The organism is Burkholderia reimsis (assembly GCF_003294055.1).
GTDB classification, from domain to species: Bacteria; Pseudomonadota; Gammaproteobacteria; order Burkholderiales; family Burkholderiaceae; genus Burkholderia; species Burkholderia cepacia.
The window spans coordinates 541,191-568,134 of the sequence record NZ_QMFZ01000001.1; the positions used below are offsets into that span (position 1 = coordinate 541,191).

Here is a 26,944-nt window from a genome sequence, read left to right on the forward strand (position 1 = left end):
GACCGGCCCGATACATCTCTCCGGGAAGCCGCGTTCCCTGTCACGGAAAAATGACGTCAGCCGGATAGCGGATGCATGCCTGCGGTAAACACCACAGGCTACGCATTAACACCGAGTTTCACGAATATTTCGCGATGCTCGAAAATCGCACGGATTATCGAATCAAATTCGATGCCGACGGCCGCGGCACGGCCATCATGGAATCAGCATGACTTTTTTGCCGTCCGCGACGTTCTGGATGACCTTGAACCTGTCCAGCTCGCGCATCGTCATCGTGATCCGTTCCGTTCCAGCCATCGCAGCCTCCGGCGCTGGATTCCCAGCGGCCGATCAGCTGACGATGGGTCGAAAAGCGGACATTTCAATCTAGCCACTACAATCAAAAAAATTGATCATCAGCATTATGTCAAATAAAGTAAAGAGTATCGACACGCTCGACGATCAAACCTCCTTTTTCATACCGTTCGCCGAGTCGCCCAACACTCTTGCTGCGATATCCCGCAACCGCGGATCAAATTGAGCCCGGCGGTGTGCTCGCCGCCGGACATGATAGTGGTTACTTAACTGGATCAGCCGGACATGCGCCGGCGGCACCCAACCGTCAACTGCTCTCAGCGGCGCTGAAGTCGCCGGGCGGCAATGGTCGGTTCGCCACGTCCTTTGCTTCGGCGTGCGTCAGGCCGAGCGTCTGCAATACCATTGCCGCAGCCCGCTCGGGGAGCCGGCCTTCGTCTCCCCCCGGCTTCCTCGCATCGCCCGCAGCCGTGTCGGGCGCGTAGCACTCCGCCGCGATCGCCGCCAGGATCGTCCCCGTCATTGCGAGCACGCTCATGAACGGATCGCCGACGACGAAGCGGCGTGCCGCGATTCCGCGCTCGCTGTCCCGCCGCAAACGCCGGCCCAGCCCGTGGTCGAGCGCACGCGCGGAAAAGCCCTCCCGCATCAGGAACCGTCCCCAGAGCCGCTCGCGGCGCGCGCGCATCAGCGTGTGACGCACGCAAACCGACACGACCTCGGCCGGATCCGACAGACCGCTCGCAAGACGCTCGAGCCCGTCCGCGAAATCGTCGAACACCCACTCGGTCAGCGCGGCGAAGATGCCGTCCTTCGATTCGAAGTGGTAGTAAAACGAGCCGAACCCCACATCCGCCGCCTCGGTGATCTCGCTGATCGCGACGTTGTCCCTGCCCTTTTCCGCCATCAGGCCGAACGCCGCCCGCAGCAAGCGCATACGTGTCGCCTCCTTGCGCCGGGCACCGCGCGGTTGACGCTGTTCCGCTTCGGCCACTGACGCGTTCGGGCGACGCGGCCGGACCGGTTTGTCGTCCACGAGCGCACTTTCCCTTTCCATAAGAATTTTCTGCATGCCGCAATTCTAGATGACTTACTCATACTTGACAATAGTATCAGTTATGAGTCTAATCTCGAAATTGCAGAACCGGTTCCTGTCCAGACACTGTTCCGGACCCACGCCAGCGAGCGTCGGTGACGCGCAGGCGGCCCCGTCGGCACACTCGGCGGCCATCGTCGTGCGCAAGCCGTGTCATGTCGGCAGTCGGAACGATCTGCACCTTAAACGTCGGAGTACTGATTGATCGTCATGCGCACCGTCGGCGGAGACGCCCGCGCGCGCCTGCATAAACCGGGGTGACCCGCCGTGGTCGCCGAACCATTTTCAGTTTGACCCTCACTTGTCTTGGAAACATCGTGAAATCACCCGGACTTGACGCGCGGACTTCAACGCGCTCGTTTCTGACACGCGTCGCGCCACCGCTTCGGCGCGCCCCGATCGCATTCGCCTGCTGCGCGATTCTTCTCGCGGCTTGCCACTCGCACGAGACCCCGGCGCCCGAACTGCAACCGGTGGTCGCGTTGCCGGTTCATGGAGACATTGGCTCAGTGCAGCGTGTGCTGCCCGCGCAGGTTCAGGCGCGATATTCGACGCCGCTGTCGTTCCGGGTCGGCGGCAAGATCGTCGAGCGGCGCGTGCGAATCGGCGACACCGTCAAGGCCGGCCAGACCCTCGCGATGCTCGATCCGGCCGATCTGCACAACACGTTGCTGAACGCGCGCGCGCAGCTCGATGCCGCCGAGCATCGCCTCGCCTATGCGAAGCAGCAACTGGATCGCGACCGCGCCCAGGCTCAGGCCAACCTGATCGCGCCCGCGCAGCTCGAGACAACGCAGGACGCGTATGCATCGGCGGTCGCGCAACGCGATTCCGCGCTCGCGAAAATGGCGCTCGCGGGCGATCACCTGCGCTACGCGACGCTGGTCGCGGATCACGACGGCGTCATCACGTCGGAGGATGCCGATACCGGGCAGAACGTCGAGCCCGGCCAGGCGGTGTTTCATCTGGACTGGAGCGGCGACCTCGACATCGTCTGCGACGTCGCTGAGCGCGATCTGCGCGATCTCGCGGTCGGCCGCACCGCGCACGTCAGCCTGACGGCACTGCCGGACAAGGTGCTCGACGCACGCGTGCGCGAAGTCGCGGCGGCCGCTGATCCGCAAAGCCGCACCTGGCGCGTGAAGCTGACGCTGGTCGCGCCGGGGCCGGACGTCCGCTCCGGGATGACCGCCAGCATCTCGTTCGACGGCGCCGCCGACACAACCGCGGACCACGCGATCACGCTGCCGGCCACCGCACTCTTCCATCGCGGCGAAGCGCCGGCGGTCTGGGTCATTCGCAAAGGCAGTGACACGCTGGAACTGCGCCCGGTAACGGTCGGACGCTACGACGAGCGTACGGTCACGGTCACGTCCGGCCTCGCGGAAAACGAGCGTGTCGTGATGCAAGGCGTCCATACGGTGAGTACCGGCCAGCACGTGCGCGTCGTGCCGCCGCTGCATGCGGAGGACTTCGCATCATGAACGCTCCAGAACACCGGTCCTCGATGGACGGTGCGCTCGGCGCACAAAGCGGTGCCGCGTCGCGCGACGACGGCGGTTTCAATCTGTCGGCATGGGCGCTGAAGCATCAGCAACTGGTGATCTTCCTGATCGGCCTCGCGACGATCTTCGGCATGATCGGCTATACGCGCCTCGCGCAGTCGGAGGATCCGCCGTTCACGTTCCGCACCATGGTGATCCAGACCTATTGGCCGGGTGCCACGGCGCGCGAAGTGCAGGAACAGGTCACGGACCGGATCGGCCGCCAGCTCCAGGCCGCGCCTTACGTGGACAACATCAAGAGCTATTCGCGCCCCGGCGAGTCGATGATCTTCTTTGCGATGAAGGATTCGGCGCCGGTCGACCAGGTGCCGGAAACCTGGTATCAGGTGCGCAAGAAGGTCGGCGATATCCGGGCGACGCTGCCGAAGGGCACTGTCGGCCCGTTCTTCAACGACGAATTCGGCGACGTCTACACCAACATCTATGCGCTCGAAGGCGACGGCTACTCGCCCGCGCAACTGCACGATTACGCGGACAAGCTGCGCACCGTGCTGTTGCGCGTGCCGGGTGTCGCGAAGGTCGACTACTTCGGCGACCCCGCCCAGCACGTATTCGTCGAGATCTCGAACGCGCAACTGACGCGGCTCGCGATCACGCCGCAGCAGCTCGCGCAGGCCATCGATGCGCAAAACGCCGTCGCACCGGTCGGCACGATCACGACAGCGGACGATCGCGTGTTCGTGCGGCCGAGCGGCGCGTTCAAGGACACGCAGGCGCTCGCCGACACGCTGATCACAGTGAACGGCCGGACGTTCCGGCTCGGCGACGTCGCGAAGGTCACGCGCGGCTACGACGATCCGCCCGTCACGCAGATGCGTACGAACGGTCACGCGGTGCTCGGCATCGGCGTCACGATGCAAAAAGGCGGAGACGTGATCGACCTCGGCAAGGCGCTCGACGCGAAGGCGGCCGAGCTCCGGGCCGGCTTGCCGGCCGGACTGAAGCTGGCCGCGGTGTCGAGCATGCCGCATGCCGTCAAGCACTCGGTGGACGATTTCGTCGAAGCGGTCGGCGAAGCCGTCGCGATCGTGCTCGTCGTCAGCCTCGTGTCGCTGGGCCTGCGCACCGGCATGGTCGTCGTCATCACGATTCCGATCGTGCTCGCCGTGACGGCACTGTGCATGCACGTGTTCGGCATCGGCCTCGACAAGGTATCGCTCGGCACGCTCGTGCTCGCGCTGGGGCTGCTGGTGGACGACGCGATCATCGCCGTCGAAATGATGGCGGTGAAGCTCGAGCAGGGTTGGAGCCGCGCGCGCGCGGCGGCCTTCGCCTACACGAGCACGGCGTTCCCGATGCTGACCGGCACGCTCGTCACGGTATCCGGCTTCCTGCCGATCGCGCTCGCGAAATCGAGCACCGGCGAATACACGCGGTCGATCTTCGAGGTGTCCGCGATCTCGCTGATCGTGTCGTGGTTCGCGGCCGTCGTGCTGGTGCCGCTGCTCGGCTACCACATGCTTCCCGAGCAGCAGCATCACGACGCTCATGCACATGGGCAGGACGTTTATGAAACGGGCTTTTACCGGCGGCTGTCCGGATGGATCTCGGCGTGCATCGAGCGCCGCTGGGTGGTGCTGGGCGTCACGGCCGTGCTGTTCGCGATCGCGATGGCGGCATTCACGCGCGTGCCACAGCAATTTTTCCCGAACTCGGAGCGCCCCGAACTGCTGGTCGACATGCGTTTGCCCGAAGGCGCTTCGTTCGACGCGACACTGCGTGAGGCCACGCGGCTCGAGAAGGTGCTCGACGGTCGGCCTGAAATCGATCACGTGGTCGATTTCGTCGGCACCGGTGCGCCGCGCTTCTACCTGCCGCTCGACCAGCAGCTCCAGCAGCCGAACTTCGCGCAGTTCGTGATCACGGCCAAGGACGTCGAATCGCGCGACCGCTTGTCGCATTGGCTCGAGTCGACGCTGGCAAGCCGCTTCCCGACCGTGCGCACGCGCGTCGCGCGCCTCGAGAACGGGCCGCCCGTCGGCTTTCCGATCAAGTTCCGCGTGAGCGGCGACGACATCGCGACCGTCCGCGGCATTGCCGAAAAAGTCGCGGACAAGATGCGCGCCGATGCCCGCACGCGCAACGTGCAGTTCGACTGGGACGAGCCGGCGGAGCGATCGGTGTCGTTCGAAATCGATCAACTGAAGGCACGCCAGCTCGGCGTGACGTCGGAAGACGTGTCGAGTTTCCTCGCGATGACGCTGTCCGGCTATACGGTCACGCAGTATCGCGAACGCGACAAGCTGATCGACGTCGACCTGCGTGCGCCGAAGCGCGAACGGATCGACCCGTCGCAGCTCGCCGGCCTGGCGATCCCGACGCCGCACGGCCCGGTGCCGCTCGGCACGATCGGCCACGTGCACGACACGCTCGAATACGGCGTGATCTGGGAACGCGACCGCCAGCCGACCGTCACGGTGCAGGCCGACGTTCGTGGCGAAGCGCCGAGCATCGGCGTGACGCGCGCCATCGACGGCACCCTGGCGACGCTGCGCGCCACGCTGCCGACCGGTTACCGGATCGAGATCGGCGGTGCAGCCGAGGAGAGCATGAAGGGCCAGACGTCGATCAACGCGCAGATGCCGCTCATGATCATCGCGGTGCTGACGCTGCTGATGATCCAGCTCAAGCGCTTCTCGCGCACCTTCATCGTCGTGCTGACGGCCCCGCTCGGCCTGATCGGCGTGGTCGCGGCGCTGCTACTGTTCGGCAAGCCGTTCGGCTTCGTCGCGTTGCTCGGCGTGATCGCGATGTTCGGGATCATCATGCGCAACTCGGTGATCCTGGTCGACCAGATCGACCAGGACATCGCGGCCGGGCAGCCACGCTTCGCCGCGATCGTGGGCGCGACCGTGCGCCGTTTCCGGCCGATCATGCTGACCGCCGCGGCCGCCGTGCTCGCGCTGATTCCGCTGTTGCGTTCCGGCTTCTTCGGCCCGATGGCCACCGCGCTGATGGGCGGCATCACGATCGCGACGGTGCTGACCATCTTCTTCCTGCCGGCCCTCTACGCGACCTGCTTCAAGGTGCGCAGCGACGAAAGCGAGTCGCGCGCGATGGACGTCGCGTCCTCGGAGACATGCTGATGAAATTTCCCCTTACCACATCGGTGCTCGCCGCGAGCGCGGCGCTCTGCTTGAGCGGCTGTGCAATGGCCCCGAGCAGCACGCCGCCCGCGATGCCGTCGCCGGCGCACTACGGCGCGACGCCTCAGGCGCCGCGCACCGCCGAAGCGGCAGGCGTCGCGCAGCAGTTCGACGTCGGCGCCGCGCCCGTCCCGCAATGGTGGCGCCTGTACCGGTCCAGCGCGCTCGACGCGCTGGTCGACGAAGGCCTGCGCGCGAACCCGACGCTGGCCGCGGCGGAAAAGACGCTCGCCGCCGCGCAAGAGGAGCTGCGCGCGCAGATCGGCGCGTCGACGCTGCCGTCGATCGACGCGAACGCGCAGGTGGCCCGCACGCGCACGCCTGACATCTCCGGCGCGGGCGCGCAAAGCCTGCGCTACAACGTCTTCGTCGGGCAACTGCAGGCGCATTACACCTTCGACCTGTTCGGCGCCACGCGATATGCGAACGAGGCGAGCGCCGCGCGCGTCGACGTGCGCGGTTGCGAACTCGAAGCGGCAAGGCGTGCGCTGGCGGCCAACATCGTCGGCACCGCCATCCGCGCTGCGACGCTCGACCGCCAGATCCTGCTGACGGAGCGCCTGGTCGCCGTTGCCGAGGCATCCGCACTCGAAGACCAGCAGCGCTACGCGCTCGGCGCGGTGTCCCACGTGCAAGCGCTGGCGTCGACGCAGGGCGCGGCGTCGCTCGCCGCGACGCTGCCGCCGCTGCGCCAGCAGCGTGCGAGCGCGGTTCACGCGCTGGCGATCCTGCTGGGCCGCACGCCCGACGCGCCACCGCCGGTCCCCTCCTTCACTGGACTGTCGCTGCCGGAACACGTGCCCGTGGTCGTGCCGTCCGACCTGCTGAAGGCACGGCCGGACATCCGCGCGGCCGCGGCAGCCGTGAAGGCGGCATCGGCGGACGTCGGCGAGGCGACCGCCCAGTTGTTCCCGAGCCTGTCGCTCACCGCGACGATGGGGCGCGGCGGCTTCAGCTGGCCAGCGCTGTTGTCGGGCGCGGGCGGCCTGTGGGCCGTCGGCGCCGGGCTGTCGCAGCCGATCTTCCACGGCGGTGCGCTGCTGGCTCACCGGCGGGCGTCGCGCGATGCGTACGACGCCGCGGTGCTGCAGTACAAGGCGGCGGTGCTGTCCGCATTCGGCGACGTCGCCGATTCGCTCGCCGCGCTGGACAACGACGCGCAAGGACTGGCCGCGAACGAACTCGCGGCGCGCGCGGCAGGCGAGGCCTTCCACGAAACGGCGCAACGCCGCACATTGGGTGCCGTTCCGATGTCCGCGCAACGGTCGAGCGAACAGCTCTATCTGAACGCGGAACTCGATGCGGTGCGTGCCGCGAGCCGCCGGATGACCGATACGGCGGCGCTGCTGCAGGCAATGGGCGAACTGCCGCCCGCAACTGGCACGACGGTCGCGACTCGGCAATAGCCGCTGCTTGCATCGATGGACCGGCCGCGCGCCTTCGGGCCGCACCGGTCCGCAATCTCGAAGCCCGATGCCCGGCGTACCGTGCGTCGCGCGGCGCCGCGCCTTCATTACCCGCATGGTTGATTCCCGATGAAATCCGACAACCTGGTCGCCTGCCACGAATGCGACCTGCTGATTCAGCGTCCGCCGCGCCTGCGCGCGCTGACGGCGCACTGCCCGAGATGCCGCGCGCGCGTGAGCGGTGCGGCGCACGGCCGCCGCTCGCTCGACCGGCTGTGCGCATTGACGGTCGCCGCGCTGGTGACGTGTTGCGTCGCGCAGGCCTTTCCGATCGTCGCGCTCGATGCGGCCGGCATCGCGTCGCATGCGACGCTCGGTGACGCGGTTCGCGCGCTATGGTCGAACGGTCAGCCGCTGGTGGCCGCGCTCGTGTTCTGCACGACGATGCTGTTTCCGATACTGGAGCTGGCCGCATGGCTATACCTGCTCGTGCCGTTGCGCGCGGGCCGCGTACCGCGCCACTTCGCACAAGTGCTGCGCGGCATTCACCGATTGCGGCCGTGGAGCATGGTCGAGGTGCTGATGCTCGGCGTGCTCATCACGATTATCAAACTGACGAGCCTCGCACACGTGCTCGCCGGGCCCGCGCTATTCGCGTTCGCCGGGCTTACCGTGATGCTCTGCGTGCTGTCGACGATCGAACCGGCCCGACTGTGGGAAGCGCACGACGAACTCGTCGCACTGCGGTCAGGCGATGCCGACCGTACGAAACCGCCCCGCCCCGACACGACGCGACATGCGGCGCCCCGGGCCGCGGAAAGCGGCGGATCGGCGGGCATGACGGCCAGCGCCGCGGGATGGATAGCCTGTCACCTCTGCGCGCGCGTGCAGCCGGCACACACATGCGGCGAGCGCTGCACGCGCTGCGGATCGCCGCTGCACGCGCGCCGCCCGCACAGCATCGCGCGCACGGGCGCGCTCGTCGCTGCCGCTGCGTTGCTCTATATCCCGGCGAACCTGTTGCCCGTCATGCACGCGACCTCGCTCGGCCGGGCCGAGGACGACACGATCCTCGGCGGTGTCGCGTACTTCTGGACGTCCGGCGACTGGGCGCTCGCCGTCATCGTGTTCATCGCGAGTGTGCTCGTGCCGATGCTCAAGCTTGCGGCCCTCGCATTCCAGGCGATCGCCGTCCATCGCGGCGTGCAATGGCGGCCGCTCGAACGAGCCCGGCTGCATCGGCTGGTCGAGCGCGTGGGCCGCTGGTCGATGCTCGACGTGTTCGTCGTGGCGCTCACGATCGCGCTCGTGCATTTCGGCTCGCTCGCCGACATCACGCCCGGCCCCGGCGCGCTCGCGTTCGGCGCCGTGGTCGTGCTGACCATGTGCGCGTCGATGCAGTTCGACCCGCGGCTCATCTGGGACGGCGCGCCCCGCCCCGCCGCCGCCCATCACCAACCTTGAACCGGCGCAAGCGCCCGCTTTATTTCGAATTCCAAAACGATGTCTTCTTTCGATTTTTCGCCACCCGAGATCCGGCCGCGCAGCCGCTGGATCCCGTCTCTTGTCTGGATCGTGCCGCTCGTGTGCGCGCTGATCGGGCTGTCGCTCGTGATCCGGACCGTCACCGCCAACGGTCCGACGATCACGGTCACGTTCGCCAACGCCGAGGGCCTCGAAGCCGGCAAGACCAAGGTCCGCTACAAGGACGTCGATATCGGCTCCGTCCAGACCATTACGCTTACCCCCGACTTCAAGCGCGTGGTCGTCGGCATTCAGCTGACGCACGATGCCGCGCGCTTCGCGAACCGCGACACGCGCTTCTGGGTCGTTCGACCGCGCGTCGGTGCCTCCGGCATTTCCGGCCTCGGCACGCTTCTCTCCGGCGCATTCATCGGCGCGGATTTTGGCAGCTCGTCGCAGAAGCAGACCGATTTCACCGGTCTCGAGACGCCGCCTGCCGTCACCGCAGACCAGCAGGGCCGACGCTTTCTGCTGCACGGCGACTCGCTGGGCTCGGTCGACATCGGCTCGCCGGTGTTCTACCGGCATGTGCAGGTCGGTCAGGTCGTGGGATTCTCGCTCGACAAGGACGGTACCGGCGTCGACGTGCAGGCGTTCGTGAAGGCGCCCTACGACAAGTACGTCAGCGTCAATACGCGCTGGTGGCACGCGAGCGGCGTGGATCTTCGGCTCGATTCGAGCGGCCTGAAACTCAACACGCAGTCGCTGGCGACCGTGATCGTCGGCGGTCTCGCGTTTCAGTCGCCGCCTGGACAGGCGGACGCGCCGCAGGCAGCCGACAACACGCCGTTCCGGCTCGCCCCCGACCAAGCCGACGCGATGCGCGACCCCGACGGCACGCCGCTGATGGTCGTCATGCGCTTCGACCAGTCGCTGCGCGGGCTGTCGGTCGGCGCGCCGGTCGATCTGCGGGGCATCGTGCTCGGTCAGGTCACGAACATCGGGATCGAGTACAACGAACACACGCGCAACTTCAGCATGAAGGTCGCGATGGCGCTGTATCCGTCGCGACTGAGCCGACACAGCGATACGGCGCTGCCCGCGCCCGATACGGCCGGCGGCCACGAACTGCTCGAGCACCTGGTGCTCCAGGGGCTGCGCGGGCAGTTGCGTACCGGCAGCCTGCTGACCGGTCAGCTCTATGTGGCGCTCGACATGTTCCCGAAGGCGCCACACGCGAGCGTCGACGCGCGCCGCACGCCGGTGGAACTGCCGACCGTGCCCAACACGCTCGACGAGCTGCAGGTGCAGATCGCCGACATCGCGCGCAAGCTCGATCAGGTGCCGTTCGACCGGATCGGCAACAATCTGAACGGCGCGCTTGCGCATGCGAACCAGTTGTTCGGTCACCTCGATGAGCAGGTCGTGCCGCAGGCGCGCAAGACGCTGGCCGCCGCGCAACGCACGTTCAGCGCGGCAGAGTCGACGTTGGGGCAGAATTCGCCGATGCAGTCGGACGTTCATGAGGCGATGCAGTCGCTCACGCAAACGCTGCAGTCGTTGAATGCGCTTGCGGACTATCTGGAACGTCATCCCGAATCGCTGCTGTTCGGCAAGAAGGGGGACCGGCAATGAAAGCGCGTTCGTTTGGTCGTCTCCGTATGCCGGCGCGCATCGCGACGTGCGTCGCACTCGCGGTGCTGAGCGCGTGCGCGTCGCCGCCGGTGCATTTCCATACCCTCGCGGTGGCGGACGATGCGGGTGCCGAGGCCGCCGCATCGCATCCCGCCTGGCTGATCGACATCCAGGCCGTGCACGTCGCGGCGCCCGCGGACGGCAACCGGCTCGTCGTGCAACGCGGCCCCGATCGGACCGACATCCTGGAGCAGGAGCGCTGGGCCGCGCCGCTCGGCGACGAGATGCGCGGCGGACTGTCGACGCGCGTCGCGTCCCGGCTCGGCACGATCGATGTTCATCACGTCGCCCACCCGGACGGCGCGCCCGTCTACCGGGTCGCGGTGGACGTCCAGCGAATCGAATCCTGGCCGGCATCGCACGTGCTGCTCGATGCAACGTGGAGTGTGAGTTCCGGGTCCGGGCAGCCGGCACTGACGTGCCGCAGCATCGTCCGGTCCGGTGCGTCGACGGGCTACGAAGCACTCGTCAAGGCGCAGCGTCGCGCGCTCGATGCGCTCGCGCTCGGGATCGCCGCGGGCATTCGCGCGGCAACCGCGCACGCCGCGCCACCGGCCGATTGCCGATCGGGCGCACCCGGGCGCCCGATCGCGCCCCCCGCTGTCGATCGCGGCGCGCCGGACGCGCTCGACGATTGAATCGGCGCCATGACGACGGAACATTTCCCGCAGCGCGATATTGCGCCGCTTCAGCCCTTTCCACCGCACGGACAGCTCAGGATGAAACCCGCCCGCCTGACCCGCATGCAGCGCCAGCTCGACACCCGCGAACGGCTCATCGCCGCCGCTCGCGATTGCTTCATCGCGAAAGGCTTCGCCGATACGACCGTCGAGCGCATCGTCGAGCGCGCTGGCTATACGCGCGGCGCGTTCTATGCGAACTTCGGGCACAAGCGCGAGCTGTTGATCGAGATCCTGCGCCGCGACCGCCCGAAATTACTGACGAAAATGCGGCCGGCAGCGCATGAGCGCGAAGGCTCCCGCGCCGCCGGCTCCGCGGACATCGCCACCGGCTGGGAATGTTTCCCGCTGTGGGTCGAGGTGCACCTGTACGCGCTGCGCGATGCCGGGATCCGGCAGATCGTCGACCGGCTGCACGCCGAGCCGGCGCCGCCGGCTGCGGCGAGCGATACGGCAGACGCGTCGGAGCGCATGCAATCGGCGGCGAAATGGGCGGCTGTGCTCGGCGTCGCGCTGTTGCGTGCCGGTGAATAGTACGCACCGCACGAAGAGCTGACCCGGGACACCGCGATGCGTGCGCCGGCTGAACGGTGCACGCCAGGCCCGGCGCCCGAGTCAGCTGGAGGGTACCGCACGAGCGCTCGCGGTGGCTTGGCCGCCGCCTGCGTCACCCCGTTACGTCACTGTGCGGTCTCGGCCGCATCCACGACGGGCAGCGGTCGGCTTGCGATTTTCTCGGCTTCCGCACGCTTGAGCCCCAGCGTATGCAGCAGCGTCGCCGCCGTGCGTTCCGGAAAGTGCTCTCCGCTGAAGCCGAGTTCCTTGAGGACACCGGCTGCCGGTGCGCCCGGAGCGACGAAGTTGAGTTCGGCGGCAATGGCGGTCAGCACCGTACCGCCGACCGAAAGGAAGCCGACGAATGGGTCGGCGACCACGAAGCGCTTCTCGGCGATACCGCGCTCCATGTCCCGCAGCAGGCGTTGACCCAGGCCAAGCGTCAGGACGCGCGCCGAAAAGCCCTCGCGTATCAGGAAGTGTCCCCACACCGGCTCGCGCCGCGCGCGCATCAGCGTATGTCGCACCGAGACGGAAATGATTTCCGCCGGGTCGGACAAGCCGCTGGCCAGGCGATCGAGCGAATCCGCGAACTCCTCGAATACCGATTCCACGAGGGTCGCGTAGATCGCCTCCTTCGATTCGAAGTGGTTGTAGAACGAGCCGAAGCCGACGTCGGCGGCCTCGGTGATTTCGTTGATGGCAACGCCTTCCATGCCCTTCTCGGCCATCAGTCTGAGCGCGGCATCCAGCAGGCGGGCGCGGGTCTCCCGCTTGCGGCGCGCGCCACGCGGCTCGCGCTCTTCGGCGACCGCGGGACTGGATGCTTCTGGAGCGGAGCGCTTTGGTGTGCGGCGGCTCGGTGTATTCGTCATGACGTTTTCGATCCTTGTTCGTGCCCAAGTATAGATTCAAACGTCTACATTGACAAAGTCATCATCTATGATTTTAATGTCATCAAGGACGGCAGAACACGGCCTCAAGACCGATCGAACGACGAATGGAGATACGGTGGAGACACACATGCACACGGGCGCCAGCGCGTCCATTCACAACAGCTCGCACGCGTCGCAGAAGTGCGGGCTGCCTTCGATGCTCGGCGTATTGATCGCAGGATTCAGGCCGGTCGGCGCCGCATCGGGTCATTTTTCGGCCAGTCACGGCACCGTCGGCGAGGCACGCCGCTCCCATGCGAAATCGACGATCGACCTCGCGACATTCGTGGTCCGGCCAGTGATGTCCTGCGACGGTGAGATTGCATGCCCTCCGTTGCGCGGCAAGCCCCTCGATGCGACGGCGCCCGCCTTCGCAATTGTCATTCGACCTGCCTGATTGTCATCCGCCATGAAACTGACCACCCCACAACCGGCTCGCCATCCGCACCCCACGACGAAGGCATCGGCGCTCGCCTATCTGATCTTCGATCGCCCCGATCTCGACGAGGCAGAGCACTTTCTTAACGACTTCGGACTCCGAACGATTCTGCGGGATGACACGCAATTGCTGCTGCGCGGAACCGGCACCGAACACTTCTGTTATGTCGTTCGCCACGCGCCGAAGGCCCGCTTCGTAGGCTTCGGATTGCAGGTCGACAGTCGCGCCGATCTCGAGGCGCTCGCCAAAATCCCTGGCGCGTCGGAGATCGAGGCATCGGATTGGCCAGGCGGCGGCCTCCGGGTGCGGCTCGCCGATCCGTCGGGTTTTCGGGTCGACGCGATTGCCGGCCAGACCCGGGCCGACACGTTGCCGCACCGTGCCGCGCTTTCATTCAACTCGGTCGACACGCCGTTGCGGATCAACGCAACGCAGCGACCGCCGGCGAGCGCGCCCGAGGTCATTCGGCTCGGACACGTCGTGCTCGAGCTCGCCGACTACCAGGAAACCTGCGCGTGGTACACACGACATTTCGGGTTCATCCCCAGCGATGTCCAGGTGCTGCCGGACGGCTCACCCGCGGTTGCCTTCATGCGGCTCGATCTCGGCGACCGGCCGGCCGACCACCATACGCTCGCGCTCGCCCAGGGGTTCGTGCCGACTTATAGCCACAGCGCGTATGAACTGATCGACGCCGATGCCGTCGGCATGGGCCAGCGCACGCTCCGGGACAACGGGTGGGCACACGCGTGGGGCATCGGCCGGCACATTCTCGGCAGCCAGATCTTCGACTATTGGCAGGACCCGTGGGGCGACAAGCACGAACACTATTGCGACGGCGACCTGTTCACGGCCGACGAGCCGACGGGCGTGCACGCGGTCAGCCGCGAAGCGATGGCGCAGTGGGGCCCGACGATGCCGCGCAGCTTCACGAAGCCCCGGCTCACGCCGTCGAGCCTCGCGGCGCTGTTCCGCAACCTGCGCCGCAGTCCCGATCTGACGGTCAGCAAGCTGCTGACCCTGGCGAAGCTGTTCGCCTGATCCCCAACCGCCCATTCGACTCACGAGAGATCATTCATGTCACTGCACGTCCTGTACTTCCGGCATCATGGCCGCGCCCAATGGGGTGTGGTCGCCAACGGCGCCATCACGCCGATTCCCGGCGACTTCGAGACAACCGCGAGCTTTCTCGCGGCGAATCCGGTTGAACGACTCGTCTCGCTCGACGGAACGACGATTCCGGAGTCGGACGTGGAGTGGCTGTCACCGGTGACCGCCAACCAGCAGTTCGTTTGCCAGGGGGCGAATTACCGTCGGCACATGATCGAATCCGGCATGGATCCGGACGCGAAAAAGTTCAACATGATCTTCACGAAGGCGACGAGTTGCATCGTCGCCGCCGACTCACGAGTCGTGAAACCCCGGCAGGTCCGGTTTCTCGACTACGAAATCGAGCTCGGCCTCATCCTCAAACGCGACATCACGTCTCATCAGCAGATCACGGACGCGAACCTGCACGACTATGTCGCCGGCACCGTGATCGTCAACGACTATTCCGCGCGCGATGTCCAGATCCCGCAGATGCAGTTCTACAAGGGCAAGAGCTTCCGGACGTTTGGGCCGGTCGGCCCCTATCTGTGCCTGCTCGAGCGGCGTGACTTCCCGAAGCTGAAGGCGCTCGACCTGACGTTGACCGTCAACGGCGAGGTGCGCCAACAGGATTCGACATCGAACCTCGTCTACGGTCCGGCGGAAACGTTGACCGAGTTGTCGGGCGTGCACGACCTTCGCGCCGGCGACCTGCTCGCGACCGGCACACCAGCCGGCTGCGCACTCAGCATCCCGTCGCCGCTCAAGCAGCGAGCCATCGCGCTTTTTCCCGAATCCGTCAAATGGAAGATGTTCATGAAGGTGCAGGCGGGGCGCGCGCAGTATCTGAAGGCCGGAGACATCGTCGAAGCCCGGATCGCGAGCCGCGACGGAACGATCGACCTGGGCGTGCAACGTAACGAGATCGTGGACGAAGCAGCATGAACGGCATCGCGACCCAAGACGACGTGCTGGCGATCGAAGCGCCGGGCCTTCCGCCGGACCTTCCGGCCAGCACGTACGAGATGATCTGCGCCGGTGCGGCCATCGATCCGTCCGCCCCCGCCCTCTCCTTTTTCATGACCGCCGACGGGCACCGTGACGCCGAGTGCTGGACCTATCGCGAGCTGGTTCGCGACATCACGCGCACGGCCAACATGTTCGCGCGCCTCGGTGTGAATTCGCAATCGGTGATCGCTTATGTGCTGCCCAATCTGCCCGAAACGCATTTCGTGATCTGGGGCGGACAGGCGACCGGCATCGTATGCGCGATCAATCCGCTGCTCGAAGGCGAAGCGATCGGTCAGCTGCTCAAAGCCGCCGGCGCCAGCGTGCTCGTGACGCTCGCGCCATTTCCCGGGACCGATCTCTGGCAAAAAGTCGCGGACATCCTTCATGAGGTCGAGCCGCTGCGGCATCTCGTGCTGGTCAACCTGGCCGATCGCGTGCGGGGCATGGCGCAGTCGGCGGCACGCACGCTCCAGCACGATGCGTGTGCGCAGCTGTACGGTGCTGGCGGTTTGCGCAGCGCCGTGGCTGCGCACATCCGGATCCACGACTTCGGTACGGCAATTGCGCAGGAATCAGGTACGGCGCTCGACAATGCGCGCCGCATTCAACCCGGCGACATGTCCTCTTACTTTTGTACCGGTGGAACCACAGGGTTGCCGAAAATCGCGATGCGCAGTCACGGCAACGAAGTGGCGAATGCCTGGAGCGCCGGGCGGTTCTTCGGCGACAGTATCGGCCCCGGCAAAACGACGTTTTGCGGCTTGCCGCTCTTTCACGTCAACGCCGCGATGGTGACCGGCCTCCTGCCTTTCTCGCGCGGTGCCCATGTCGTGCTCGGCACACCGCAGGGTTACCGGGGCGACGGCGTCGTCAAACGCTTCTGGGAAATCGTCGAACATCATCGCATCAATTTCTTCAGCGGCGTCCCGACGCTTTATGCTTCGCTGCTCGATATTCCTGCCGACGATCATGTCATCGACTCGCTCGAATACGGCCTGTGCGGTGCCGCGCCGATGCCGGTCGGCGTCTTCAGGTCCTTCCAGGAAAAAACGGGCATCCGGATTCTCGAAGGTTACGGCCTGACCGAAGGAACCTGCGTGAGCAGCGTCAACCCGCCGAACGGCGAGCGTCGGCTGGGATCAATCGGGCTTCGCATCCCCTTCCAGGCGATGAAGGCGGTCGTCGTGGACGATGCGGGACGGTATCTGCGCGACTGCGCAGCCAACGAGGAGGGGTTGCTCGTGATCTCCGGGCCGAACGTGTTCACCGGCTACACGCGTGCCGACCAGAACGAGGCCCTGTGGCTCGATCTCGGCGACGGCAAGCGCTGGCTCAACACGGGCGACCTCGGCCGCTGCGACATCGACGGTTACTTCTGGCTGACCGGCCGCAAGAAGGAGTTGATCATCCGCGGCGGACACAATATCGACCCGGCGACGATCGAGGAACCGCTGCATCGACACCCGGCAGTCCAGATCGCAGCGGCGATCGGGCGCCCCGATGCCTATGCCGGCGAGTTGCCGGTCGCGTATGTTCAGCTCAAGCCGGGCATGACGGCTAGCGAACACGATCTGGAAGTGTTCATGCAGCAGGAGATCGCTGAACGCGCCGCCCTGCCCAAGCACGTCCGAATCGTCGAGGCGATCCCGCTCACCGGCGTCGGCAAGATATTCAAACCCGAACTCAAGCGCCGCGAGACGAGCGACGCACTCCGCGCGGCATTGGACCAGGGCGGAGCGCCAGGCGCATCAGTCGACGTCTCGACCAGTGATTCCGGCGGAATGTCGGTCTCGGTCGAGCTGAGCAATCCCGGGCTCGAGACTGCCGCGCGCTTCGTGCTGGGGCGTTTCCCGTTTGCGTTCTCGATCTCGTTCGCAGCGGAACCCATTCGCTCGTCCGGTCCGGCAGCGACAGATCTGCGGTGACGGAGGCGCGCGACTAGCCGCGACAATACAAACTTCGAGAGAGGCTCGTCACGATCAATAAGGTATCCAAATTAACTGTAATTGTTTAATCGGACCGAGACAGAGGAGACGCAAGATGAAATTGAGGCGGACGACGAGTTTCGCAGGTGCGATGGTTTGCATCTGCACGGCTGCACTTGCCGACAACGCAGATGCGCAGACGGCCGGAAGCATCACTACGTCGGTTGGATGGCTGCACGTCGCGCCCCAGGGCGACGCGACGCCCCTGACCGTGCAAAGTGTCGGCGGCGCAACGGTGAATCAGCAGATGGCTGGTACCGGGGCGCATGCCAGCTCGACGGATACGATGGGCATTACCACCGAGTACTACGTCACCGACAACATCGGTGTCGCCATGCTGTTCGGACTGCCACTGACAGTCAATCTGGTCGGTGACGGGACGTTGCAGAAGTACGGAACCCTCGGCACGACAAGGCCGATGCCGCCCGCCATCGAACTTCGATATCACCTGTTTTCAGCTGAATCGAAATTCCGTCCGTACGTAGGACTTGGCGTCAACTACACGTGGTTCACCCAGGTTCGGGCGACCAATCGCCAGTTCGTCACCGACAGCTTCGGGCCGGGCGGCTCGGCGCGCGCGACACTCAGTTCATCATGGAACCCGGTGTTCGAGCTCGGGGCGAGTTACGCGATGACCAAACATTGGTCGGTCGGTGCTTCCGTCGGCTACATGCCGGTGAAGACCCACCTCACGTTATACGGACAGAGCGCGACCGGCACGCAGATCGTTTCCACATCGACGCTCCGACTCAACCCCGTCAACGTTTTCTTGAACGTCGCTTATACGTTCTAGCGGGTGCGTCCCGATGCCAGCCCCCCCGCATGGAAGCAACACTTTGGATCGAACGATGAAACGACAGGCTCTCAAGACCATTCTTTTTGCATTGCCCAAGGTTCTGGACCTGACGGCGCGCCGCTTCCCCGCCTATCGCGATCGCCTCAAGGAGCGCAATCTCGTCGCGTGGATCGGGCTCATGGATCAAAGCATCGGTCGCGCCATCGAGTTCAGGAATGGCCGCATTCGGTCGCGCGCCGGCAAGCATCCGCGGCCTGATGTACGCATGGCCTTCAAGGACGTCGCCACCGCCCTGAAGTTCCTTTCCCCGAACCCGGACCAGGGCGAGATCGTCCACGCCGCCAAGAACTTCAAGGTGGTCACCGAGGGCGAGGACGAACTGCTGGTTTGGCTCATGCAAACCCTGAGCATGATGCGCACGGTCGGCCTGACGATGGGCACGCCCATGCGCGACGGCACCCGACGCTACACCACCTGTACCAATGGCGGGCCCCTGTTCGTCTACGTCAAGGATGGCCGCATCGTCCGCGTGACGCCCATCGAGCTGGACGATACGGATGCGTCAAGCTGGGTGATCGAGGCACGTGGACGCCGCTTCAGCCCGCCACGGCGCGGACTGGTCGCGCCCCACGCGTTGACCCTCAAGTCGCTGGTCTACTCCGACAAGCGCATCCTTCACCCGATGAAACGGGTCGACTTCGACCCGGACGGCGAGCGCAATCCGCAGAACCGGGGCAAGTCCGGCTATGTGCGCATCAGCTGGGACGAGGCCCTGGACATCGTCGCCAAGGAGATCAACCGGCAGAAGCGGGTTCACGGCCCCGGTTCCATCACGTTCCCGATGTCGTCCCACCACCAGTGGGGCAACGTCGGCTACTACCTCAGCGCGCTGACGCGCTTCGCCAACCTGATCGGCTTCACCCGGGTGGCCGCGAATCCGGACAGCTGGGAAGGCTGGTACTGGGGCGCGATGCATCATTTCGGCAACTCGATGCGCGTCGGCGTGCCCGCCGGCTACGGCGGCCTTGAGGACGGTCTCAAGGAGGCCGAAATGATCGTCTTCTGGTCCTGCGACCCCGAAAGTACCAACGGGGCCTACGCAGGATTCGAGGGAACCCCGCGCCGCCTGTGGGCCAAGGAGCTCGGCATCGAGTTCGTTCACATCGACCCGCACTGCAATCCCACCGCACAGCTACTGGGCGGCCGCTGGATCCCGATCCGGCCGCAAACCGATGCCGCGCTGGCGACCGCCATCATGTACATCTGGACCGTGGAGGGCCTCTACGACAAGGATTACGTCGCGACGCGCACGACCGGTTTCGACGATTGGAAAGCCTACCTGCTGGGCGAAACCGACGGTACTCCCAAGACACCCGAGTGGCAGGAAAGCGAGACCGGCGTGCCGGCCAAGGACGCCCGTGCGCTTGCGCGCCTGTGGGGGAAGAAGAAGGTGCATCTCGCCGTCGGGATGACCGGCGCGGGATTCGGTGGCGCGGGCCGCGGGGCGACCGGCGCGCAATGGGCGCGCTGCATGATCATGATGATGTCCATGCAGGGCTGGGGCAAGCCGGGGGTGAATTTCGGCTGCCTCGAAATCGGCGTCCCGCACGACCTCCAGTTCTACTTCCCTGGCTACGCGGACGGCGGCATTTCAGGCGACCTGGCGTGGACCGCCAATGCGGTGGACAACTACCAGCGCATGCCGCACATCCTGACCATGAATCCCGTCAAGCAAATGGTGCCGCGACAGCAGATGCCCGATGCGATCCTCAACGGTCACGCCACCGGTTATCTCTGGGACGGCATGTCCCAGGAAGCCCAGTTTGCGCCGTTCACCTACCCGATGCCCGGCTATTCGCCGATCCACATGATCTATCGCTACGGCGGATCCGCGTTCAGTACCGTGACGAATTCCGGACGCTGGACGCAGGCCTACCGGCACTCGAGCATCGAATTCGTCGTCAATCAGTCGATCTGGATGGAGGGCGAAGCGCAGTTCGCCGACGTCATCCTGCCCGCGTGCACTTCGCTGGAGCGTTGGGACATCGGAGAATGGGCGAATTCGGGCGGCTACGCCCACCACGGGTATGGCACGGTCAACCATCGCATGCTGACGCTGCAGCACAAGTGCATTGAACCCCTGGGCGAGTCCCGCTCCGACTACGACATTTTCACTGCCATCCTGACCCGGTTGGGCCTCGGTGGCATTTTCACCGAAGGCTGCGGGGATCTCGACTGGGTCAAGCGCGTCTTCGACTCGTCGGATCTGCCCGATCACATTTCGTGGCGCGAATTTTGCCGCAAGGGCTATTTCGTCGTGCCGCCCGAAAAGCCCGAGCTGCGCCATCCCGCGGACATGCGTTGGTATGCGGAAGACAGGAAGAAGGACCTGCCGGAACCTCATCCCCTGCCGTCGCAGTTCTCGGAACGGTTCGGCAAGGGCCTGCAGACGCCGAGCGGCAAGCTGGAGTTCGTGCCCGAGTTGCTGAAGCGGCACACAGCGGACAATCCGGAGCGACCACCGCTCAACCGATATATCCCCTCCTGGGAGGGGTTGCGCTCGGACAAGGCCCGGCGCTACCCGCTGCAGTTGATCGCTACCCACAGCCGCTACAGCTTTCATACCCACGGTGACGGAAAGAATTCCGCCGTGAACGGCATCGACGATCATCGCGCGCTGATCGCGGGGCACCGGTTCTGGCTGCTGAGGCTCAATCCGGCAGACGCCGCTGTTCGATGCATCGCCCATCGCGATCTCGTCAAAGTACACAACGACCGCGGCGCCGTGATCTGTGCGGCCGATGTCTCGCCCCTGGTGAACGCCGGAGTGGTGAAATCCTACGAGGCGAGCGCTGAATTTCAGCTGATCGAAATCGATGGCGAGCAAGTCGAGATCGGCGGTTGCATGAACATGCTGACCCCCGACCGGCCTCAGACCGCCGGCACCAGCAGCATGAGCCCGAATTCCTGCCTGGTGCAGGTCGAGAAATGGCGCGGTGCCGAAGCTTTCATGCTCGGTCGCGCAGCGTGAGGAATTTCAAATGAGCAAGTGGAACCTGATTATCAAAGTCGGGCGTTGCGAGAATTGCCAGAACTGTGTGATCGCCGCGCGGGACGAGCACGTCGGCAATGACTTCCCCGGCTACGCGGCGCCCGCCTCGGCCAGTGCTGAGAGCCCCATCCGCATCCTGCGTCGTGTACAGGGTGCGTCGCACATGATCGAGACCACTTATCTGCCGGTCATGTGCAACCACTGCGACGACGCGCCCTGCATGCGCGCGGGCGGCAGCGCCGTTCGCAAGCGCGCCGACGGCATCGTCATCATCGATCCGGACAAGGCGCGAGGCCGAAAGGACATCGTCAAGGCGTGCCCTTACAAGGCGATCGTCTGGAACGAAGAGCTGCAACTGCCCCAGATCTGGATCTTCGATGCGCATTTGCTCGACCAGGGTTGGTCCCGCCCGCGTTGTCAGCAGTCGTGCCCCACCGATGTCTTCGAGACGGTCAAGCTCGACGACACGGCGATGGCCGAGAAGGCCACGCGCGAGGGACTCAAGGTATTGCGACCCAACCTGAGCACGAAGCCCCGCGTGTGGTATAGCGGCCTCGAGCGGTGGGAAACGTGCTTCGTCGGCGGAAGTGTCAGTGCCCAGGCAGGAGACGTGGTCGAGTGTGTCACGGATGCGGTCGTCGTCTTATATGCAGGTAACCGGCAGGTAGCCGAAACCGTCTCGGACGGCTTCGGCGATTTCCGGTTCGACGGCCTGGCCAGGGGCAGCGGCCTCTACAGAGTCCAAATCCGGCATGCCCGCGGCAATGCCTGGCGCGAGTGCAAATTGGGCGACAGCGCCTACCTGGGCGAGATCAGGCTCAGTCAGTCGACAAACGCCGTGGCGATCGAGTGTTCGTGATCCGAGCAAGGCTGGCCGCTGCGGCAATCGCACCGATCTCCGTAGCACAGCCCTCTCGTTTCATGAGAACTTCGCCGACCACAGCCCGGCGGCTACCGTCTCCGGTGGCCGTGACCGAACTTCATTCAATCGGGAGTATCGGGATGACACTACTGCATGCCGATTCCCGCATCATCGGCAATCAATCGGTAAGCCGACTGCTCACGGCTTCGATCGTGCGCATCGCACAAGAAGGTCAATCCTTCAATTGAAATTGCCTGCCATGACCTTGCTGCCGAGCCGCTCGACCATCGCAACAGTCCCGAGTTCGCCGTGGTACAAGGCTCGGAGCCGCTCGCTGGCTCTACTGTATCGCATAGTCAGCAAGTCTATGATTACTTTGACTATTGAATTGGGGCCTGGAGGCAAAGCACCGCCCAGCTGAGGTGGGTCTAACCGGGAAATTGCACAGAAATCAAAGGGCCCCCCATTTGCCGCACGAATGGGCGCCAGCCGCGAAAGCGGGCAGCCTAATCGTGAGGAGCGAGGCGGGACCACGCCTAGGCACGGCGACAGACCGCGCAAAGAAGTCGGCAACTGCTTCGCTCAATGCAGGTCAGGCGGTACGTAGTGAACCCCGAATTGCTCTGCCAGTTGCGCGAGCCGCCGATCGCGCGTCCAGAGTCGGGTGTTCGGGGTCAACAGCGCCGATGCAAGCAGCGTGCAATCCACAGCACCGCATCCGCGCCCATACAGCCGTTCCCGCTCGATCCAGTCCGCTACTTCGCCTGGCGTCGCGCGGCGCGTTTGGCGCAATAACGCGAGATCTCCCAGCGTTCGTGCCCGAGGTTCGGGCGGCGTCCCGCACGTGAGCTCAAGTATCACCAGTGGATGTGTAAGGACGTTATCGACGCTCAGAAGTTGGATAAGCGCTGGTAGTGGCCGCCGGAAATGCTCGACCCACACGGACGTGTCGACCAACACACTCATCGGGCGATTACCTCAGGAGCGCGGCGCGGGACATCTGCCATGTCGGGCGCGCGACCGCCCAGGGCGGCCAGGCGTTGACCGGCCTGGACGCGCACGAAGGTTTCAAGTGCCGCCCGGAATAGGTCGGCCGGCGGCGTGCCCGGTTCGGCGAGTTCGAGTGCGCGCGCATAGAGAGCGTCGTCGACGGTGACGGTGGTACGCATGATGGCTCCTTTGATGCTTTTCTGCATCAATTTTAGCATCAATTCAACAGCGATTCCGTCAGTGATAAGCGGATCGCCTATCGGCCTAAAGTGGGGCCGTGACGCTTTCGACAGGGAGATCCGACTACGGTGGCGCTGGAAGTTGGCGAACGTCGCTGGCGCGCGCATGGGCAACGTCTCGCTCTCTATGCTCACACCAAGGCTGGTGTGAGGTATCGTCAAGCTTGTCGTGCCACCTCGATAATTGTGCAATGGGCTGCTGCACAAAACAGTTCGGCTTCGAAGCGTAAGCGTGTTCGCACGACGATTCCCGATGTGACCGCGCTGCGCCCGCTCAACTCAACTGGGCTCTAACTCAAGCGCGCGCGTGACAAGCGCATCGATCGTACCGTCGTGCTGAAATCCCGCCTCGATGGCACGGCGGTCAGTCAGTGGCGGTTGTCGTCCGAAAAGCCGCTCGATCCGTTCCACCGGAGCGTAATCGATGTCGAACGAGCCGAAGCGCCGGACCAACGCATCGACGATCTCTTGAACCGACAGATGCAGCACCGGGGGCGTCCAGACTCGGCCCGCGTGCAAACCCTCTGCGGATAGGCGTGCGGCGTGCAGCAGGTTATCGACGCAGCATCTGCGCGACATCCACCATACGGTGGCCGAAGGCGAAACGGGACACGTATAGGACTGGCCGCGCTGCGCCGCGCGGAAGATCTGACTCATGAACGCGGATCCATGTCCGGCGGACAGCGCCGGACGAGCCACGATGCCCGGCAGGCGTAACGCACGACCATCCAGCTTGCCGCGGCGCGTCCAGTCGGCAAGGATCAGCTCGCCCACCAGCTTGTGCACGCCGTAGCTCATGGTCGGGCGCGGCACGGTGTGCTCGTCCACGGCAGGGGGTAACGACTCGCCCAGCGCCGCAACGCTGCTGGCATAGACGACGCGCGCCGCACTCCCCTGCTCCGTCGCCTGCTTCGCCAGGCGGTCGAACAGCGCCAGCATGCCCGACAGATTCACCCGGTCACCCTCGGCCGGTTCGGCCTCCGCCTGCGAGCCGGGCATGCTCGCCAGATGAAAGACGACGTCGACGGGTTTCGACAACTGCGGATCGAGAATCTCCAGGCTGCTGAAATCGCCGACCAGCGCCGTGATTCGGGCATCGTCGTACGGCCATCCCGCTTGCCGGTCGACCAACAGCAATTCCGACACGTCGCCAGGCTCCACGATGCCGTCGTGCAGTAGCCGTTCGACCAATGCCGTTCCGACAAATCCGCCCGCCCCGGTCACCAGCACTCTCATGGCCGGGCCTCCCCGTCGTCGGCGCATGACGCACGCACAACCCGCTGGTCGATCGTGCCGAATGGGGCGTTGCCGGCGTCATCGCGCGCCGTCATCCTGATCCTGTCGCCAAAGCGCATGAACCGCGTGCGTGCGCCCCCTTTGTCGATCATTTCGATCACGCGGCGCTCGGCGAGGCACGCCGAGCCCGCGCCGCGATCGGCATTCGACACCGTCCCTGACCCGACGATCGTCCCCGCCGACAGGCGGCGCGTCCGGGCCGCATGCGCGATCAGTTCACCAAAGCCGAAGTTCATCTCGCGTCCATGCGGATGACCGAACCAGTGGTCGTTCCATTCGACGTGCAGGCTCAGATGCACACGGCCGTCGCGCCAGTGCTCGCCGAGTTCGTCAGGTGTGACGGCGACCGGAGCAAAGCTCGTAGAGGGCTTGGCCTGCAGGAAACCAAAGCCCGTTTTCATTTCGCGCGGACCGAACGCACGCAGGCTCCAGTCGTTGAGCTGTACGATCAGACGGATGCAGTGCAGCGCGCCGGCGGCCGATACGCCCATCGGCACGTGCCCCACCACCACACCGAATTCGCCTTCGAAATCGATGCAGTCGGCCTCGTCAGGAAAAGGCACGTCGCTGGCCGGGCCGAGGAAGTCGTCGCTGGCGCCCTGATACATGACCGGCACCGTATCGAACTCGGGAATCGGCGGAGTATTGAACGCCTGCTCCATCAGGCGGCCGTGATTCAGAAACGCCGAGCCATCGCACCACTGCGGACTGCGCGGCAAGGGCGCGGCGCAGGCGGCCGGATGGAACGGACGCGCCTCCGGCACGCTGCCGGCGTTCAATGCGTCGTAACGCGCCTGCAAGCCGGGCGCGAGCGCGTCCCAGCGCTCAAGCACATCAAGCAGCGTCGTGGCGATCGGCGCGGCCTCGACGGCATGGCGCAGGTCGCGCGACACGAGCAGCAAGCGGCCATCGGCGCCACCGTCGGGCAAGGTGGCGAATTTCATCGCGCGCCTCCGTGTGCCGGCGTATCGAGCACGGCGGCAATCGCCGGATCGTAGGCGCCGTCGATCAGAACGAACAGCATCCGGCATGGACGGCCCGAGCGATTCGCCCAGGCATGATTGGTTCCGCGCTGAATCACCACGCTGCCCGGCGCCAGGGCGACTTCTGCATCGTCGAGGATCAAGGTCATTTCGCCTTCGATCACCACGCCGTAGTCGATCGACTCGGTGCGATGCATCAGCGGATGCGGCGACCCGGCTTTCACCGTCGACGCTGCGGCGTCGCCGATCTGGCTGAATGCGTGGTGCATTTTCACCGCCCCGTGCGCGAGAAACTCCGGCGTGTCGGGCGGAATGTCGACGAAGCGCATACGGGTGCCGTGCTTCGGCGGCGGCAGCATGAGCGCGTCAAGCGTGGGATCGGCACCGTTGTCCACCCTGGCGGGGCTCGATGATGTGCTCCACACTTCGTGGAATACGGTGCCGGGAATCGCGGCGATTTCCACTACGGTAGGCAGAGGACCGTCGGATGCGACGACGGCGCGGCCGTCGGCATCGTGTCCGGTCACCACGCGCCGAATCACTGGAAAGTTCATGCTGCCGCCTCCATGTCGGTGTCGTCGAAAATCGCGACGGCACGCGTCCACCCTGCCGACGCACCGCGAATCTTGTGCGGGAAGCAACTGATCGTGAAGCCGGTCGGCGGCAAGGCCGTGAGGTTGTGCAGCTTCTCCAGATGGCAATAGCCGATATCGCGCCCCGCCTTGTGCCCTTCCCAGATCAGCGACGTATCGCCCGTCTCCGCGATCTTCTTCGCGGTATGGGAGAACGGGGCATCCCAGCTCCATGCATCGGTGCCGGTCAAGCGCACGCCACGCTCCAACAGGTACATGGTCGCTTCGTAGCCCATGCCGCAGCCCGCGTTGACGTAGTCGTCGTGCCCGTAGCGCGATCCGGCCCGCGTGTTCACGACGACGATATCGAGCGGCTGCAGTGCATGGCCGATGCGCGCGAGTTCGGCCTCGACGTCGGCGGCCGTCGCGACGTAGCCGTCCGGAAAGTGCCGGAAATCGAGCTTCACGCCCGGCTGGAAGCACCATTCCAGCGGCACCTGATCGATCGTGATAGACGGCCGGGCTTCGCCCAGGCTCGCATCCATCGTCGAATGGAAATGCCAGGGCGCGTCGAGATGGGTGCCACTGTGGGTCGTCAACGTGACCCACTCCGCGGCGGCGGCTTCACCGTCGGGATAGTCCTCGGGTTTGGTCCCCGGCAGCATCGCCATGAATTCGGGCAGCGTGTCGCCGTGCTTCTGGTAGCTGATCCTGGGCGCGAGCGGCGGCGGATCGGAGAGAACGTCGTTCTCGAGATAGATGGACAGATCGACAAACCGTCGAACGGGTTTCAT

Annotated in this window: 22 protein-coding genes; 14 read left to right on the forward strand and 8 right to left on the reverse strand. The window is 65.3% G+C overall.

Annotation, left to right across the window (positions count from 1 at the left end):
- Nucleotides 1-601: 601 nt before the first annotated feature.
- Nucleotides 602-1,366, reverse strand: a complete 765-nt coding sequence (locus DPV79_RS02345) for a TetR/AcrR family transcriptional regulator (RefSeq protein ID WP_425267344.1) — start codon at nt 1,364-1,366, stop codon at nt 602-604.
- A 341-nt stretch (nt 1,367-1,707) separates the two neighbouring features.
- Between DPV79_RS02345 and DPV79_RS02350 the strand changes: the two genes are divergently transcribed.
- The 7 genes from DPV79_RS02350 (at nt 1,708) to DPV79_RS02380 (ending at nt 11,880) form a co-directional block, all read left to right on the forward strand.
- Nucleotides 1,708-2,874 (forward strand): efflux RND transporter periplasmic adaptor subunit, encoded by a 1,167-nt coding sequence (locus tag DPV79_RS02350; protein WP_113044658.1) that lies wholly within the window; start codon nt 1,708-1,710, stop codon nt 2,872-2,874.
- A complete protein-coding gene (locus DPV79_RS02355) occupies nt 2,871-6,041 on the forward strand; it encodes an efflux RND transporter permease subunit (protein ID WP_113044659.1) in 3,171 nt (1,056 codons plus the stop codon). Before DPV79_RS02350 ends, DPV79_RS02355 begins: the two co-directional genes overlap by 4 nt.
- Complete coding sequence (locus DPV79_RS02360) at nt 6,041-7,507, forward strand: efflux transporter outer membrane subunit (protein ID WP_059555934.1); 1,467 nt, start codon at nt 6,041-6,043, stop codon at nt 7,505-7,507. Before DPV79_RS02355 ends, DPV79_RS02360 begins: the two co-directional genes overlap by 1 nt.
- 129 nt (nt 7,508-7,636) lie before the next feature.
- Nucleotides 7,637-8,971, forward strand: a complete 1,335-nt coding sequence (locus tag DPV79_RS02365) for a paraquat-inducible protein A (RefSeq protein WP_113044660.1) — start codon at nt 7,637-7,639, stop codon at nt 8,969-8,971.
- 39 nt (nt 8,972-9,010) lie between these two features.
- Nucleotides 9,011-10,606, forward strand: coding sequence for a PqiB family protein (locus DPV79_RS02370; protein ID WP_113044661.1), 1,596 nt, complete (start codon nt 9,011-9,013; stop codon nt 10,604-10,606).
- Nucleotides 10,603-11,304, forward strand: a complete 702-nt coding sequence (locus tag DPV79_RS02375) for a PqiC family protein (RefSeq protein WP_059555595.1) — start codon at nt 10,603-10,605, stop codon at nt 11,302-11,304. The genes DPV79_RS02370 and DPV79_RS02375 overlap by 4 nt, the downstream gene beginning before the upstream one ends.
- Nucleotides 11,305-11,385: 81 nt before the next feature.
- A complete protein-coding gene (locus DPV79_RS02380) occupies nt 11,386-11,880 on the forward strand; it encodes a TetR/AcrR family transcriptional regulator (RefSeq protein WP_113044662.1) in 495 nt (164 codons plus the stop codon).
- Nucleotides 11,881-12,026: 146 nt separating this feature from the next.
- On the opposite strand, the gene DPV79_RS02385 is transcribed toward DPV79_RS02380, so the two are convergent.
- Nucleotides 12,027-12,776, reverse strand: a complete 750-nt coding sequence (locus tag DPV79_RS02385) for a TetR/AcrR family transcriptional regulator (RefSeq protein ID WP_059813392.1) — start codon at nt 12,774-12,776, stop codon at nt 12,027-12,029.
- A 148-nt stretch (nt 12,777-12,924) separates the two neighbouring features.
- Between DPV79_RS02385 and DPV79_RS02390 the strand changes: the two genes are divergently transcribed.
- The 7 genes from DPV79_RS02390 (at nt 12,925) to DPV79_RS02420 (ending at nt 22,067) form a co-directional block, all read left to right on the forward strand.
- Entirely contained in the window at nt 12,925-13,233 is a 309-nt protein-coding gene (locus DPV79_RS02390) for a hypothetical protein (protein WP_113044663.1), read from the forward strand.
- Nucleotides 13,234-13,245: 12 nt separating this feature from the next.
- Entirely contained in the window at nt 13,246-14,316 is a 1,071-nt protein-coding gene (locus DPV79_RS02395) for a 2,4,5-trihydroxytoluene oxygenase (RefSeq protein ID WP_060125316.1), read from the forward strand.
- Nucleotides 14,317-14,352: 36 nt separating this feature from the next.
- Nucleotides 14,353-15,309, forward strand: a complete 957-nt coding sequence (locus DPV79_RS02400; RefSeq protein WP_113044664.1) for a fumarylacetoacetate hydrolase family protein — start codon at nt 14,353-14,355, stop codon at nt 15,307-15,309.
- Nucleotides 15,306-17,300 (forward strand): acyl-CoA synthetase, encoded by a 1,995-nt coding sequence (locus tag DPV79_RS02405; protein ID WP_113044665.1) that lies wholly within the window; start codon nt 15,306-15,308, stop codon nt 17,298-17,300. Before DPV79_RS02400 ends, DPV79_RS02405 begins: the two co-directional genes overlap by 4 nt.
- 115 nt (nt 17,301-17,415) lie before the next feature.
- Nucleotides 17,416-18,153: an OmpW/AlkL family protein gene (locus DPV79_RS02410; RefSeq protein WP_113044666.1), complete on the forward strand. Its 738-nt coding sequence runs from the start codon at nt 17,416-17,418 to the stop codon at nt 18,151-18,153.
- A gap of 55 nt (nt 18,154-18,208) precedes the next feature.
- Nucleotides 18,209-21,187, forward strand: a complete 2,979-nt coding sequence (locus DPV79_RS02415) for a molybdopterin-dependent oxidoreductase (RefSeq protein ID WP_059492798.1) — start codon at nt 18,209-18,211, stop codon at nt 21,185-21,187.
- 10 nt (nt 21,188-21,197) lie between these two features.
- The gene (locus DPV79_RS02420) at nt 21,198-22,067 is read left to right on the forward strand and encodes a 4Fe-4S dicluster domain-containing protein (RefSeq protein ID WP_113044667.1); all 870 of its coding nucleotides are present in this window, start codon (nt 21,198-21,200) and stop codon (nt 22,065-22,067) included.
- 585 nt (nt 22,068-22,652) lie between these two features.
- On the opposite strand, the gene DPV79_RS02425 is transcribed toward DPV79_RS02420, so the two are convergent.
- The 6 genes from DPV79_RS02425 to DPV79_RS02450 form a co-directional block, all read right to left on the reverse strand.
- A complete protein-coding gene (locus DPV79_RS02425; protein ID WP_081070061.1) occupies nt 22,653-23,036 on the reverse strand; it encodes a type II toxin-antitoxin system VapC family toxin in 384 nt (127 codons plus the stop codon).
- Nucleotides 23,033-23,239, reverse strand: coding sequence for a type II toxin-antitoxin system VapB family antitoxin (locus DPV79_RS02430; RefSeq protein ID WP_059856004.1), 207 nt, complete (start codon nt 23,237-23,239; stop codon nt 23,033-23,035). Before DPV79_RS02430 ends, DPV79_RS02425 begins: the two co-directional genes overlap by 4 nt.
- 339 nt (nt 23,240-23,578) lie before the next feature.
- Complete coding sequence (locus DPV79_RS02435; protein WP_059648796.1) at nt 23,579-24,535, reverse strand: NAD-dependent epimerase/dehydratase family protein; 957 nt, start codon at nt 24,533-24,535, stop codon at nt 23,579-23,581.
- On the reverse strand, nt 24,532-25,539 hold the full coding sequence (locus tag DPV79_RS02440; protein WP_059485730.1) for a fumarylacetoacetate hydrolase family protein: 1,008 nt from the start codon (nt 25,537-25,539) through the stop codon (nt 24,532-24,534). Before DPV79_RS02440 ends, DPV79_RS02435 begins: the two co-directional genes overlap by 4 nt.
- Entirely contained in the window at nt 25,536-26,132 is a 597-nt protein-coding gene (locus DPV79_RS02445) for a cupin domain-containing protein (RefSeq protein WP_021158329.1), read from the reverse strand. The genes DPV79_RS02440 and DPV79_RS02445 overlap by 4 nt, the downstream gene beginning before the upstream one ends.
- The gene (locus DPV79_RS02450) at nt 26,129-26,944 is read right to left on the reverse strand and encodes a cyclase family protein (protein ID WP_021158328.1); all 816 of its coding nucleotides are present in this window, start codon (nt 26,942-26,944) and stop codon (nt 26,129-26,131) included. The genes DPV79_RS02445 and DPV79_RS02450 overlap by 4 nt, the downstream gene beginning before the upstream one ends.

Excerpts from the sequence above, each read along its gene's own strand:
- DPV79_RS02345 (WP_425267344.1), bottom strand. The coding sequence starts at position 1,366 with ATGCAGAAAATTCTTATGGAAAGGGAAAGTGCGCTCGTGGACGACAAA.
- DPV79_RS02355 (WP_113044659.1), top strand. The coding sequence starts at position 2,871 with ATGAACGCTCCAGAACACCGGTCCTCGATGGACGGTGCGCTCGGCGCA.
- DPV79_RS02360 (WP_059555934.1), top strand. The coding sequence starts at position 6,041 with ATGAAATTTCCCCTTACCACATCGGTGCTCGCCGCGAGCGCGGCGCTC.
- DPV79_RS02365 (WP_113044660.1), top strand. The coding sequence starts at position 7,637 with ATGAAATCCGACAACCTGGTCGCCTGCCACGAATGCGACCTGCTGATT.
- DPV79_RS02370 (WP_113044661.1), top strand. The coding sequence starts at position 9,011 with ATGTCTTCTTTCGATTTTTCGCCACCCGAGATCCGGCCGCGCAGCCGC.
- DPV79_RS02375 (WP_059555595.1), top strand. The coding sequence starts at position 10,603 with ATGAAAGCGCGTTCGTTTGGTCGTCTCCGTATGCCGGCGCGCATCGCG.
- DPV79_RS02380 (WP_113044662.1), top strand. The coding sequence starts at position 11,386 with ATGAAACCCGCCCGCCTGACCCGCATGCAGCGCCAGCTCGACACCCGC.
- DPV79_RS02385 (WP_059813392.1), bottom strand. The coding sequence starts at position 12,776 with ATGACGAATACACCGAGCCGCCGCACACCAAAGCGCTCCGCTCCAGAA.
- DPV79_RS02390 (WP_113044663.1), top strand. The coding sequence starts at position 12,925 with ATGCACACGGGCGCCAGCGCGTCCATTCACAACAGCTCGCACGCGTCG.
- DPV79_RS02395 (WP_060125316.1), top strand. The coding sequence starts at position 13,246 with ATGAAACTGACCACCCCACAACCGGCTCGCCATCCGCACCCCACGACG.
- DPV79_RS02400 (WP_113044664.1), top strand. The coding sequence starts at position 14,353 with ATGTCACTGCACGTCCTGTACTTCCGGCATCATGGCCGCGCCCAATGG.
- DPV79_RS02405 (WP_113044665.1), top strand. The coding sequence starts at position 15,306 with ATGAACGGCATCGCGACCCAAGACGACGTGCTGGCGATCGAAGCGCCG.
- DPV79_RS02410 (WP_113044666.1), top strand. The coding sequence starts at position 17,416 with ATGAAATTGAGGCGGACGACGAGTTTCGCAGGTGCGATGGTTTGCATC.
- DPV79_RS02415 (WP_059492798.1), top strand. The coding sequence starts at position 18,209 with ATGAAACGACAGGCTCTCAAGACCATTCTTTTTGCATTGCCCAAGGTT.
- DPV79_RS02420 (WP_113044667.1), top strand. The coding sequence starts at position 21,198 with ATGAGCAAGTGGAACCTGATTATCAAAGTCGGGCGTTGCGAGAATTGC.
- DPV79_RS02425 (WP_081070061.1), bottom strand. The coding sequence starts at position 23,036 with ATGAGTGTGTTGGTCGACACGTCCGTGTGGGTCGAGCATTTCCGGCGG.
- DPV79_RS02430 (WP_059856004.1), bottom strand. The coding sequence starts at position 23,239 with ATGCGTACCACCGTCACCGTCGACGACGCTCTCTATGCGCGCGCACTC.
- DPV79_RS02435 (WP_059648796.1), bottom strand. The coding sequence starts at position 24,535 with ATGAGAGTGCTGGTGACCGGGGCGGGCGGATTTGTCGGAACGGCATTG.
- DPV79_RS02440 (WP_059485730.1), bottom strand. The coding sequence starts at position 25,539 with ATGAAATTCGCCACCTTGCCCGACGGTGGCGCCGATGGCCGCTTGCTG.
- DPV79_RS02445 (WP_021158329.1), bottom strand. The coding sequence starts at position 26,132 with ATGAACTTTCCAGTGATTCGGCGCGTGGTGACCGGACACGATGCCGAC.
- DPV79_RS02450 (WP_021158328.1), bottom strand. The coding sequence starts at position 26,944 with ATGAAACCCGTTCGACGGTTTGTCGATCTGTCCATCTATCTCGAGAAC.